This is a genomic window from Lysinibacillus sp. KCTC 33748, from assembly GCF_002237755.1.
Lineage (GTDB): Bacteria > Bacillota > Bacilli > Bacillales_A > Planococcaceae > Lysinibacillus.
Genome location: NZ_MWSJ01000001.1, coordinates 518128 through 531119 on the forward strand (window position 1 = coordinate 518128; position 12992 = coordinate 531119).

Consider the following 12992-nt stretch of genomic DNA (forward strand, 5'->3'; position numbering starts at 1 on the left):
ATCTGTACCGAAAGAAGAAGTTTGGTGGGCGATTGACTGTGCGTGAAAGCCCGATTGGTGAAAACTAATAATTAGTAGGGATGAAGAAAAACCCCTGCTAAAAGTTTCGCTTTATTGAGTGATGAAGTATCTACGCTCTGGTCGACCGACGGTACCATAAATAAGTTCAGTATGTGCCTGTCTTTGTGTAACGAGAAATTCTAAATAACGCCGAGCTGTAGAACGGCTAACCCCGATATTTTTTCCTAGTACTTCTGCAGTAGTACCATCTTCGATTGTATTTAAATGACTGATTACATAATTCATTGTTGTTGGATCGATCCCCTTTGGCAATAATGATAATTTTACTTTTTCATTGGAAGGTGCTTTTGGCCAGAGCTGTTCAATTTTTTCTTGTGTGAATTTTTCATCATTTTGTAAAATAACATGTTTTAAGCGGTATTTTTCGATACTTTCCTTCAATTGCTCGAAAGTAAAGGGTTTTAAAATATAGTCCGTCACATTTTTTCGATAAGCGTCATGCACAATATGCGCCTCTGTTGCGGCTGTAATCAAAATAATGTTAGTAAATGGTCGAAGCTCTTGGATTTTATCAATCAAATCAACACCAAGAATATCAGGTAAAAAAACATCTAATAGAATAAGTTGCGGAGAAAAAGACATGAGCCAGTCTAGTGCCTCCTCACCGGTATTTGCACAGGCAATGACATGAAATCCTTCAATTTTTTCTAAAAAACGCCGATGCACGTCCGCCACACGTATATCATCCTCTATAATCAATACTTCAATACTTTGCATCTTCTAAATTGCCCCCTTTGTTAATAGATACAATGAATAAAGCCCCGCTTAAATCTCCTTCTCCAAGAGCTAGTGTGCCGTTTAATTCATGAACACTTGAGATAACTTTACGTAAACCGTATCCTCTAAATTTTGTATCTTTTGTCGAAATATTTTCTAAGAAGAGTATTTCTAGCTTTTCTTGTGCTATGCCGTTCCCTGAATCTTCAACCTCTATTACAATTTCTTCGCCATTGTCAAAAACAAAAAGTCTAACAATTGGTGGACGATCTTTGTTTTTCTCAACCTCTTCAAAAGCATTTGTCAACAAATTACCCATGATGGAAATGATGAGACTTTTTTCGATGTTTTCAGGCAATGTTTCTATATAACTGTCTTCATCGAAAATAAGTTTGACTTTTAATTCCCGGGCTCGATTGAAAAATCCAATAATAAGTCCATTTAAAAATGGATCTTTGACACGATTTGTAATGAACTGAGTTAATGAGGATTGTCCTTGTACCTCTTTATGAATAATAGATAAAGCTTCATCTGAGGCATTCAATTGAATTAGCCCAGATATTGTATAGAGAATATTGTTAAACTCATGTGTTTGTGAACGTAAGGCTTCGGTATACTGCTTCACTTGAGATAATTCGATCGCTAGCTGGTCAATTTCAGACTGCAAACGAAAACTAGCAACAGCGCCAACAATTTTACCTTTCATCTTTATGGGCACGCGGTTCACAATTACTTCATTTCCATTAATAATCATTGGTTTATCGTGTTGTTTTTTTCCATAAGTAAGTACTTCAAGAAGGTGAGTATTTGGAACATAATATTTAATATTTTCGCCAATTACGGAATCTTTGTCAGATAAATGCAGAATTTTAGCTGCGGCATTGTTCAGAGTTGTAATTTCACCTTTATGATTAACAGTAATAATTGCTTCTCGTACAGATTCAATCAATGCATTTTTCTCTGTGAAAAGATTAGCGATTTCATTTGGTTCGAGATTAAAAATTTGTTTTTTGATGCTACGAGATAAAAAAACGGAACAGAGAATACCAATTATTAAGGCAATCATCATAATATAAAAAATGTTGTCGAGATATTGCAAATATAGATGGTCTAATTCACTTGTTAAGTAGCCAATTGAAACGACACCGAGAACCGTTCCATCCGTATCTAACACAGGTGCTTTACCTCGAATTGACTCACCCATAGAGCCATTTGCAATCGAAATATAGGATTCTCCATCTAATAATGCACGGTCATTGTCGTCACCAACCATGGGTTTGCCAATTCGTTCAGTAATCGGATGGGAATAACGAATCCCATTTTTATCGCCAATAACTACATAAGCAGCTTCTGTTGTGTTCATAATAGTGATGCTGATTTTTTGAAGTGCTTCAGTTGGATTATCTGTTTTAAACGCAGCTAAAACATCACCACGATCAGCAGTTGTTTCTGCTAAATAAAGTGCTCTTTTTCCCAGTTGTGTTTGCAGTGCATCGGAAATTGTTAAATAAAATAATAAGCCAGCAAAGACTACAATGATTAGAATGAAAAAACTACTATAGTAGGCAAAGCGTGTTTGTAATTTTAATGGTTTTATAATAGATATTCATCTCCTTTTATAGAAATTTATAAAATTCGGAATAGTAAATCTATGATAACAGCTAATATGTTCTATAATCTATGGTTGTTCAAAAACTATAAAAGGGATTCAAAGGTTGATAGAGTTGAGGAGCATTTAATTATTTTGTATTTAGAAATAGTAGAAAGATTCGTGTGCCTAAATAGTATGTTTTGTTGAAATATTGTTTCTATTGTAGGTTTTTTTCTATTGTTTTTCTAAAATTATAATAGACAGAAAATTCCTGCAGTTGTAGAATGGACGTAATGGGGGGAATGTGGCGAAATGTTGAACGAAAATTTTGTTGCGATGTTAAAGAGAGTTGTTCGAATTATTGTCCAGATTGGGATACTCAATATCTTTTATTACATGGGCGTCGGTATTGTTACTTTACTACAGGTACCTCTTCCTGGAAGTGTAATTGGATTACTATTATTAGCACTTTCACTCCATTTAAAAATAATTAAAGTAGAATACATTCAAGATGGAGCAGGTTTTTTAATTGGCGTATTAACCTTGTTTTTCATTCCTGCAACAGTAGGAGTGATTGACTACCCTGAACTTGTTTCAACAACTGGTCTATTGATTATGCTAGCCGTTATTGCAAGTACGCTAATCTCTATTTATGTGACGGGATTACTTAGTCAAATTGTTGAGAAAAAAGAGCTGACTAAAAAAGAAACAGAAGCCATTGTAGAAGAAGGAGAGGGGGAATTAACGGTTGATTGAAATTATTGTTGTCGTTAGTACCGTTGTGTTATTCGTATTATTTACAAAACTTTATCAACGTTTCCCTCATCCTTTAATGATTCCGCTAGTGACGACAACTATCGTCAGTGCAATTATGTTAGTAATCTTTAATATTCCATACTCTACATATATGGAGGGTGGTGAATGGCTACAAAAAATGCTAGGTCCAGCAGTTGTAGCACTTGCTTATCCTTTATATAACCAGCGAAAGATTATTATGAAATATAAATATGCAATTTTGTCAGGTATATTTATTGCCATGATTACAGGTTTAGTGACAATATTTATTATGCTGAAATGGATTGGTGTTAATAAAAGCTGGTTGCTGACAGCATTACCTAAATCGTTAACGACACCTGTAGGTATGCAGGTGAGTGAGACAATTGGAGGCATACCACCTTTAACAGCTGTGCTTGTCATGCTGGCAGGGTTTGTAGGCGCTATTATAGGACCATTAGTCATTAAATACGGCAAAATTGACTCCGCCGTTAGTAGAGGTGTTGCGGTAGGTAGCGCTTCACACGGTGTTGGTCTTGTTAAATTAAGAGAATACGGAGAACAAGAATTATCAGTAGGCTCATTATCTATGGCCTTAACTGCAATTATTGGCGCATTTTTATGTCCATTATTTGTTTATTTATTCTTGTGAAAAAGCTATATACAGAATCTGTATATAGCTTTTTTTAACTTTTTTCGATAATAAACTGAATGGTATGAGCAAGGCCTGTGTGGAGCTTACCTTCATTTCGCACTTGTTCACCTGTGAAAAAATGAATGATTTTATAAGGCTGACACCATTTTAGAATATCTAATGGATCATATAAAAAATCAAGCTGTCTTGGGCCACCTGAGGCGTAGGGTAGTTGATAAATTGAATAAAGTTCCATCATAATACGACCGCCAGACTTTACGGAATCGACAATCTTCTTAAACACTTCTTGTTGGTGCTCAGCCGGAAAATGTCCAAACACCATAATAGCAGTATCAAACGTTTCGATTGGTAGTTCATCTTCAAGTAGGTCAGTAAGCTTTGTATGAACAGCAACATTATGCTTTTCTGCAAGCTGATTTGTTTTTTCAAGACCGCTTTCAGCATAATCAAAGGCAGTTACTGTATGGCCTTGTAAAGCTAAAAATACTGCATTGCGACCTTCACCTTCTGCGTATGCAGCCACGTTTGTATAATCTTCTAAGTAGTGAACATAGTCTTCTATAAAAGCATTTGGTTGCTCACCATAAACGTATTCGATTGTGTTAAATCGTTGATCCCATGTGTTCAATCCTATCACTCCCATTAAGTTCTTTCAGCGGGTGTCCAAACATCCGCTGAAAGAACTTAATGCTTCCGGCGGATGTCAAGGAATCGGAAAGGAGTTCTTAGGGGATGTTAGCCTAAAATCATCGCATCCATGCGATAATGGCTAACTGACCTGCATCGGTAAAAACGCCACGTCCTGTGGCATTACCGAAATGACCGACATCGTGTCGGCCCTCGTGCAGGCCTAAGCACAAAGCCGATTCTGGACGCAATTATGCCGAGGCATAATTGATTATATATATTGTAAGCGAAGCAAGCGCTACAATCGAATTTTTTGCTTCGTTCATGAGAGCAACTATGCGTTGCGAATTAGCAAATAACAACTTCTAGAATAAAGTGTATTAATCCAGTAATATTTGTTCAAATCCAATAAATTGGAGGTGAAATTCAATGAATTTAGAAAACCGTTTAAAAGAATTGAGAGAACAACATAAGTATACACAGGATGATGTCGCAGGCTTTTTAAATATTTCAAGGCAATCCGTTTCAAAATGGGAGTTAGGAAAAGGTTATCCGGATATTGATAATTTGAGAAGGTTAAGTGATTTATATGAAATTTCTTTAGACCAACTTATTACAGGTGAAGAAAAATATCAAACACCTGTAGTCTCTGATTCAAATCAATCCGATCATAAAACTGTTGGTGATTTTTTATGGAAGTATTGGTGGCTTATTTTCCCTGTATTCGCTATGCTCTCTTCTTGGTTCTATTATCAGTATTGATTCGAAACAAAAAGCTACCTCAGAAAGAGGTAGCTTTGCTATTAAATAATAGGTTTGCGTTCTTTTATGACGCGAATCGTTTTTAATGTTGTATCTTCTGGTCCTTGTACAGGTAAACCAGCTTCAATATTCATTTGTATATAACGAATATTCTCTTGTGTAATTATTTCCCCGGGAATAAAAATCGGAATACCTGGGGGATATACCATAACGAATTCTGCACAAATACAATTATCTGCCTCTTCAAGAGGAACAACTTCAGTATCTGCATAAAATGCATCGCGTGGTGACATGGCAAGTGCAGGAATATCCGGTACATTAACCATTGCCTCAGTAATAGTAGCTTCTGAATTGAATGCTTTTGACATACGACTAAGAGCATTGATGAGGAGATTAATTTCCTTTTTCGTATCACCTAGTGTCACTAAACATAAAATATTGTATAGGTCCGATAATTCTACTTCAATATTTGCGTTGTGACGAAGCCATTCTTCAGCTTGATGACCAGAGATGCCTAAATCTTTAACACTTATTAGTAGCTTTAAAGGGTCCATATCATAAGTTGCTGATGAATTTAATTTTTCTTTACCAGCACATTTTATATGTGGAATTTGGTTAATGCGTTTACGCGCATCCTTTGCCAAGCGAAGTGCATCACCAATTAAATCATAACCATGGATTGCCAGCTGACGTCGTGCTGTGTCAAGAGAAGCAAGTAATGGGTAAGATGTCGATGTCGTTGTTAGCATCGATAGAACAGCTTGTACACGTTTGGCAGAAACAAGACCTTCACGAACATTTAAAATAGACGTTTGAGTCATAGAGCCACCAAGTTTGTGTACGCTTGTTGCAGCCATATCAGCCCCGGCTTCCATTGCGGAGTAAGGGAGGTCATCATGAAATTTAATATGTACACCATGTGCTTCATCGACAATTACCGGAATATTACGTGTATGGACTATTTCTACAATACGCTTTAAGTCTGCGGAGAAGCCGAAGTACGTTGGATTAATTACAAGTACTGCTTTTGTATCTGGATAAGCATTTAAAGCTTTTTCAACAGCTTCAGGCGATATTCCATGAGAAATACCGTATTCACTATCTACTTCAGGATGAATAAAAATCGGGATTGCTCCAGCGAAAACAATCGCCGACATAATGGATTTATGAACATTCCGTGGTACTAGAATTTTATCACCTGGACCGACGACGGTCAGAATCATCGCCATAATGGCGCCACTAGTACCTTGAACGGAAAAGAATGTATGATCAGCACCAAAGGCTTGTGCAGCAAGTGCTTGCGCTTCTTTAATGGCGCCCTTTGGTGAATGTAAATCGTCTAGTGGAGCAATATTAATTAAATCAATTGATAAAACGTTGTCGCCGACGAATTCTCGAAACGCAGGATCCATACCTTGACCTTTCTTATGGCCTGGAATATGGAATTGAATTGGGTGTCTGTTCCGATGTTTTAATAATACGTCGAACAATGGAGTCTCTAGTTGTGACAACGCAGGTACCACCTCACTTTTTAATATCTAACAAAACAAAAGAATTATAGCACCTAATTGCACGAAAAAATAGACTTTACAGAAAAAAATAAAAAATAAAGGTTTTTTTGATAATTTAGAGAAATTAGTTATCGTAGGAAAGGGGAGGTACTATGAATTGGAATACGCGTGTGACGGAGCTTTTAAATATTAAATATCCAATAATACAAGGGGGATTAGCCTATTTAGCCTATGCTGATTTAGCAGCAGCGGTGTCGAATGCTGGGGGGCTAGGGCAAATAACAGCGATGAGTTTACGGGATCCTGACTTATTGCGCGCAGAGATTCATAAAGTACGAACATTAACGGATAAACCGTTTGGCGTAAATTTTGCAATTGGTATGTATGGCACTGGTTATGAGGAAATGGTGCGCGTTGCGGTGGAAGAAAAAGTACCCGTTGTTACAATGACTGGCGGGAATCCTGCACCAATTTTTGATATTTTGGAAGGAACGGATATTAAAAAATTAGTTCTTGTTGCTGCACGTAGACAAGCTCAAAAGGCGGAAGAACTAGGCGCAGATGCTGTTATGGTTGTTGGACAAGAGGGTGGAGGTCATCTTGGACGCGATGATATAGGGACAATGGTGCTCGTGCCACAAGTTGTAGATAGGGTGAAAATACCTGTTATTGCCTCTGGTGGTATTGGTGATGGCCGTGGCTGGATAGCAGCTCATGCACTGGGAGCAGAGGGAATTGAAATGGGTACACGTTTTATTGCGACAAAGGAATGTGTTGATGCCTCTGAGGCATATAAAGAAGCATTACTCGCAAGCACCGAGGCAGATACGACTGTTATAAAACGCTCTATAGGTGCACCAGCAAGAGCGTTACGCAGTGAATTTACGGAAAAGATTTTAGAAATTGAGCGCACTACACCTACGTATGAGGCATTAAAAGATTATATTAGCGGGAAAGCAAATAAACGTTTTATTTATGAGGGTGAAAAAGAAGAAGGCATTGGCTGGGCTGGACAAGTTACAGGAATGATCCATGATATTCCAACTGTCGAGGAGCTGATCACTCGAATGGTTGCAGAAGCAGAGAGTATCCGGGTAAAATGGGCTTAACGACATACGAACAAATCATTTACATCAGTGTTCTAATGAGATTGTGAAAACCAAGCCATCTCGTATTGTAATCGCCTTTGGAGAGCCATACTAATTGGCAGTAGCTTAGGCGAAACTAGGCTCGGAGAATAAGGAAGACACAAAAGCGAAAGTCAAAAGATATAAGTTGTGTCACTGTAGAGATGTCTACATTTTTTAAGAAATGTATATGTTTTTTGTATCGGGTCAATAACATAAAGGTGGTTATGTCCAATGGAATACTCTTATCCGTTTTCGACGGATTGGTCAACTGAGGAAATTGTTGATGTTGTCCAATTTTTTGAAGGAATTGAACAAGCTTATGAAAAAGGAATTAAGCGTGAAGTGATGATGGCGAAATATCGTCGTTTTAAAGAAATTGTTCCTTCACAGGCCGAGGAAAAAACAATTTTCCGTGAATTTGAAGAAGCGAGTGGCTATGTCAGTTATCCTGTTGTGAAACAAACAAAAGACGCAACGGATGGCACAATTATTAAAGTTGCCCCGAAGCAGCGTAGATAAATAAAACTGGTCAAAACCTTAAAAAGCGCGAGAAATCAATTTTAAAAACGTTGATTTCTTGCGCTTTTATAATGTGAAATTTTTAAAATTTGCTTTTAAAAGAGGGTGATTTTCGTTTCAGGCTACTCATCATAGTTTATCGGAACAATTTCAGTTCTTGTTTTTATCCGATCCCTTTACACCATCCCAGTGTTAAAAATAAGCGTGTTTCATATACTACTTAAACAAAATCAAACTTTTTTAAATTTCTTGAAAAATAGAGAAAAAATAATAACTTTCTCAACTCAAACCCATAAAAGTATTCCTCAAACAAATTTTCATTTGCTAGGGATAATGACGTAAATTTTCCACAATATATAAATATTTATCATGGAACATTGTTTTTTAGTTATTATGCCATAAATCTTAAAGCACAATCCTTCAAACTTTATTTTCCAACAATGATGTTATAAATAGGGAGTAAACGGTTAAAGGTATCTTCTGTTAATTGATGAAGTTCACTAGCTGACAGCTTGACCGCTTGATCTTTTGGAATATGTCGACCTACTAAAAACTCACCTTTTTTTACATCGCGTAAACGAATAAGTAATGCATCTAGCTTGTCTTCCTTTGCATCTTGCATGGAGATTGCTGCTGGTGACATATGATCCCCAGAGACAATGAAGTCATCAGGAAGTTGCTGCAGCATTGCTCTGTTGGCGATTAAACGTTCTGCCATCACATTTTTTTGTGGAGCTTCATAAATAATAGCTAAGACGATGAATAAATGTGTGCTCCAAAGACCAATCTGAAAGTGAGGTAATGATTTATAACCTCTTTTGTACGGAGCGAAGGCAACCCAGCTATCATTCGGAGGATTTACTGTTCTACGTGCATGCTTCGCAACATGAGGATAAAATTCCTCTCCAAGATGACTCGAAAAGAAGGAAGAGAAATCCTCTCCAAGAGTTTGGAATTTTGGTCTTACACATTCATTTAAGGCATCCATTCTCTGTTCTAATCCGTCTATTTGAAAAACATTGAAGTCTTTATTCGTCCATTTTATTTTCGTCATTTTTTATTTACTCCTTTCGATTTATAAGGTTTATTTTATTACGAAAATGGGAAAAAATCTTATAACAAGAACTTTCTCGAAGTTGTTATTGTGAAAAAATAAAAAAAGGAAGTGATTTTTATGAAACCTATCGTAAAAATTATACGTAAAGTCGACATTGAAAAGCAATATGAACACATTTTACAATTAGAATTAGATTATGAATTAGCCTCACTCTTTTCGGCAATGAATGAAAAAAATGAGTTTGAAATTGAAAAAAGTAAAAAACGTCTGGCTGAAATTCAGCTTGAACTTGAGAGCTTGCACGTCTATGCGTAGTCAAAATTTTATACCGATTTGAAAAATCACTTGCTGAATATTCCGACAGCAGGTGATTTTTATTGCTATAAAGGGTAAAATAGACAGTATATCATAATAGGAAGTTTTAATTTCAAAGAAGTACTAGGAGCTACGTATTAACAAAACGTCATGAGAAATCAAGCCTTAAGTAGTGAGAAAGTTAAAAAATGTGTGAGGCCTTTTCTTATAATCGAAGGGTGGGTTTTTATGGATTTACAACAAATTGATCAGTTTGCGAAAAGTATTATAGTTGAAGCGGGGAGACGTATTCGGGAGGCCTTTTCGTACAATCTAATTATTGAGACAAAATCAGGTGCCAATGACCTTGTTACAAATATTGACCGTGAAACAGAATTATTTTTTATCGAAAAAATACGAAGTTTCGATCCAACCCACAAAATTTTAGGGGAAGAGGGAATGGGAGAGAAAGTAGAGTCGTTAGAAGGTGTCGTATGGATTATTGATCCGATCGATGGCACGATGAATTTTGTGAAACAACATCGTCATTTTATGATTTCTATCGGTATTTTTGTTAATGGGGTAGGCAAGCTAGGTTACATATTCGATGTCATGCGTGAAGATTTATTTTATGCTATTGCAGGTCAAGGGGCATGGTACAATGACTCTCCATTACGTAAGTTGCAGTCAGTCAAAATGGAGGAATCGGTCATTGGTATAAACGCTCATTGGGTAGCACCCAATCGACATATTCACCATGAAAAAGTCATTGAAATGGTTCGGAAAGTACGTGGTACGCGGTCATATGGTTCAGCGGCAATGGAAATAGCGTTTGTTGTCAGTGGTAAATTAGATGCTTATGTATCGATGCGACTATCACCATGGGATATTGCTGGGGGGACTATTATCGCTAAGGAAGTTGGTGCCATCACCACTAATTTACATGGAGAGGGCTTTGACTTTTTGCATCAGGATACTTTTATCATTGCCAATCCTTCTATACACAAAGAGCTATTAGAAAATTATATTGTGCCTTATGAATAAAAAAGGAGCCGTCTATTTTTTAGACAGGCTCCTTCTTACTTAAGCAATCAACATTTATTATAGTAAACCTTGCTCACGTAGTTTACGTTTCATTTTAAAGGCTGTCATGAAAATGACACAAGTAGCCACAATGCCTGCTATTATACCTAATACACTGCTAATTGCTACTGAATACCCGATAGAACACATTGCTAAAACAGCAGCTAATGCGTAAATGGCCATTACGAATTTTGCACGATTCATAGCCGAGCCTCCTATATTAAAAATTTGTAAATCAAATATATTTTTTAGAATGAGGAAAATTCTAATAAGGACATTTCTATCCTTCTTGTGCTATAATATCACAGTTAAACATTCGAAAAAAGAATATGGAGTGGAATAATGACAAACTTACGTCAAGATCTTCGCAATATCGCAATTATCGCACACGTTGACCATGGTAAAACTACTTTAGTCGACCAATTACTAAAACAATCAGGTACATTCCGTTCAAACGAACGTGTTGAAGAACGTGCAATGGACTCTAACGATATTGAACGCGAACGTGGTATTACGATTTTAGCTAAAAATACAGCAGTAAACTATGAAGGAACTCGTATCAACATCCTTGATACGCCTGGACACGCTGACTTCGGTGGTGAGGTAGAACGTATTTTAAAAATGGTAGATGGCGTTGTACTAGTTGTCGATGCGTATGAGGGTTGTATGCCACAAACACGTTTTGTGTTGAAAAAAGCATTAGAACAACGTTTAACACCAATCGTTGTTGTTAATAAAGTAGACAAAGATTCAGCTCGTCCACTAGAAGTAGTAGATGAAGTACTTGAATTATTCATTGAACTAGGTGCAGATGAAGATCAATTAGAATTCCCTGTTGTCTATGCTTCAGGTGTAAATGGTACAGCTTCTTTAGATGCTGATCCATCTAAGCAAGAAGCGGATATGAAATGTCTATTTGAGAAAATTATCGAAGCTATCCCAGCACCAATTGATAATTCAGAAGAGCCATTACAATTCCAAGTAGCTTTACTTGACTATAATGACTTCGTTGGACGTATCGGTATTGGTCGCGTATTCCGCGGAACAATTTCTGTAGGTCAACAAGTATCTCTTATGAAGTTAGACGGAACAGTGAAAAACTTCCGTGTAACGAAAATCTTTGGTTTCTTCGGCTTAAAACGTGAAGAAGTTGAGACAGCAAAAGCTGGTGACTTAATCGCCGTTTCAGGTATGGAAGACATCAACGTTGGTGAAACAGTTTGCCCTGTTGAGCATCCAGACGCGCTAACGCCATTACGTATTGATGAGCCAACTTTACAAATGACTTTCTTAGTAAACAATTCTCCATTCGCAGGTCGTGAAGGGAAATGGGTTACTTCTCGTAAAGTAGAAGAGCGTTTACGTGCTCAATTACAAACAGACGTATCTTTACGTGTTGAAGATACTGATTCTCCAGATGCTTGGACAGTTTCAGGTCGTGGGGAGCTTCACTTATCTATCCTTATCGAAAACATGCGTCGTGAAGGCTTCGAATTACAAGTGTCAAAACCACAAGTAATCGTGCGTGAAATCGACGGCGTGAAATGTGAACCTTTCGAACGCGTTCAAATCGATGTGCCTGAAGAAAATGTTGGTTCAATTATCGAATCAATTGGTACACGTAAAGGTGAAATGCTTGATATGGTGAACAACGGCAGTGGTCAAGTTCGTTTAACGTTCTTAGTACCAGCTCGTGGATTAATCGGTTATACAACTGAATTCATGTCGATGACAAAAGGTTTCGGTATTATCAACCATACGTTCGATTGCTATCAACCATTAGTACCAGGGAAAATTGGTGGCCGTCACCAAGGTGTACTAGTTTCAATGGAAACTGGTAAATCAACAACTTATGGTATGATGCAAATTGAAGACCGTGGTACACTGTTCTTGGAGCCAGGTACAGATATTTACGAAGGTATGATCGTTGGAGAAAATACTCGTGACGCTGATATCACTGTAAACATCACAAAAATGAAACAAAAAACAAACATCCGTTCAGCAAACAAAGACCAAACGAATGTTATTAAAAAGCCACGTATTTTATCACTAGAAGAAGCGCTTGAATACTTAGGTGATGACGAGTACTTAGAAATCACACCAGAATCTATTCGCCTTCGTAAACAAATTCTAGATAAAAACGAACGTGAGAAAGCAGCGAAAAAATTACGTAACGCAGAACAATAATTTT

The 12992-nt window shown here is 37.1% G+C and carries 14 protein-coding genes; 8 read left to right on the forward strand and 6 right to left on the reverse strand.

Annotation, left to right across the window (positions count from 1 at the left end; all coding sequences use genetic code 11):
* Positions 1-111 precede the first annotated feature (111 nt).
* Positions 112-798: a response regulator gene (locus tag B1B04_RS02270; protein WP_079559710.1), complete on the reverse strand. Its 687-nt coding sequence runs from the start codon at positions 796-798 to the stop codon at positions 112-114.
* Positions 785-2404, reverse strand: a complete 1620-nt coding sequence (locus B1B04_RS02275; protein ID WP_346426979.1) for an ATP-binding protein — start codon at positions 2402-2404, stop codon at positions 785-787. Before B1B04_RS02275 ends, B1B04_RS02270 begins: the two co-directional genes overlap by 14 nt.
* Positions 2405-2701: 297 nt before the next feature.
* On the opposite strand from B1B04_RS02275, the gene B1B04_RS02280 reads away from it, so the two are divergent.
* Both B1B04_RS02280 and B1B04_RS02285 read left to right on the forward strand, forming a co-directional pair.
* On the forward strand, positions 2702-3145 hold the full coding sequence (locus B1B04_RS02280) for a CidA/LrgA family protein (protein ID WP_079559712.1): 444 nt from the start codon (positions 2702-2704) through the stop codon (positions 3143-3145).
* Positions 3138-3815 (forward strand): LrgB family protein, encoded by a 678-nt coding sequence (locus B1B04_RS02285; RefSeq protein WP_079559713.1) that lies wholly within the window; start codon positions 3138-3140, stop codon positions 3813-3815. Before B1B04_RS02280 ends, B1B04_RS02285 begins: the two co-directional genes overlap by 8 nt.
* 34 nt (positions 3816-3849) lie before the next feature.
* Here the strand turns inward: B1B04_RS02285 and B1B04_RS02290 are convergent, their stop codons facing one another.
* Positions 3850-4446, reverse strand: coding sequence for a class I SAM-dependent methyltransferase (locus tag B1B04_RS02290; RefSeq protein ID WP_481817164.1), 597 nt, complete (start codon positions 4444-4446; stop codon positions 3850-3852).
* A gap of 428 nt (positions 4447-4874) precedes the next feature.
* On the opposite strand from B1B04_RS02290, the gene B1B04_RS02295 reads away from it, so the two are divergent.
* Positions 4875-5207, forward strand: coding sequence for a helix-turn-helix transcriptional regulator (locus B1B04_RS02295; RefSeq protein WP_079559715.1), 333 nt, complete (start codon positions 4875-4877; stop codon positions 5205-5207).
* A gap of 41 nt (positions 5208-5248) precedes the next feature.
* Here B1B04_RS02295 and B1B04_RS02300 read toward each other — a convergent pair whose 3' ends face one another.
* Positions 5249-6718 carry an aminotransferase class I/II-fold pyridoxal phosphate-dependent enzyme gene (locus B1B04_RS02300; protein WP_079559716.1) on the reverse strand — a complete coding sequence of 490 codons (1470 nt, stop codon included), beginning with the start codon at positions 6716-6718 and terminating at the stop codon, positions 5249-5251.
* Between the two features lie 152 nt (positions 6719-6870).
* Between B1B04_RS02300 and B1B04_RS02305 the strand changes: the two genes are divergently transcribed.
* Positions 6871-7827: an NAD(P)H-dependent flavin oxidoreductase gene (locus B1B04_RS02305; protein ID WP_079559717.1), complete on the forward strand. Its 957-nt coding sequence runs from the start codon at positions 6871-6873 to the stop codon at positions 7825-7827.
* A gap of 252 nt (positions 7828-8079) precedes the next feature.
* Entirely contained in the window at positions 8080-8367 is a 288-nt protein-coding gene (locus B1B04_RS02310) for a UPF0223 family protein (RefSeq protein WP_079559718.1), read from the forward strand.
* A gap of 427 nt (positions 8368-8794) precedes the next feature.
* On the opposite strand, the gene B1B04_RS02315 is transcribed toward B1B04_RS02310, so the two are convergent.
* Positions 8795-9421, reverse strand: a complete 627-nt coding sequence (locus tag B1B04_RS02315; RefSeq protein ID WP_079559719.1) for a YktB family protein — start codon at positions 9419-9421, stop codon at positions 8795-8797.
* A gap of 120 nt (positions 9422-9541) precedes the next feature.
* Between B1B04_RS02315 and B1B04_RS02320 the strand changes: the two genes are divergently transcribed.
* A complete protein-coding gene (locus B1B04_RS02320; RefSeq protein WP_079559720.1) occupies positions 9542-9739 on the forward strand; it encodes a hypothetical protein in 198 nt (65 codons plus the stop codon).
* 228 nt (positions 9740-9967) lie between these two features.
* Positions 9968-10762 carry an inositol monophosphatase family protein gene (locus tag B1B04_RS02325; protein WP_079559721.1) on the forward strand — a complete coding sequence of 265 codons (795 nt, stop codon included), beginning with the start codon at positions 9968-9970 and terminating at the stop codon, positions 10760-10762.
* A gap of 57 nt (positions 10763-10819) precedes the next feature.
* Here the strand turns inward: B1B04_RS02325 and B1B04_RS02330 are convergent, their stop codons facing one another.
* Positions 10820-11005, reverse strand: coding sequence for a DUF5325 family protein (locus B1B04_RS02330; protein WP_079559722.1), 186 nt, complete (start codon positions 11003-11005; stop codon positions 10820-10822).
* Positions 11006-11143: 138 nt separating this feature from the next.
* Here B1B04_RS02330 and typA point away from each other — a divergent pair, with 138 nt between their 5' ends.
* Positions 11144-12988, forward strand: a complete 1845-nt coding sequence (gene typA / locus B1B04_RS02335) for a translational GTPase TypA (protein WP_079559723.1) — start codon at positions 11144-11146, stop codon at positions 12986-12988.
* The last annotated feature ends 4 nt before the right edge of the window (positions 12989-12992 follow it).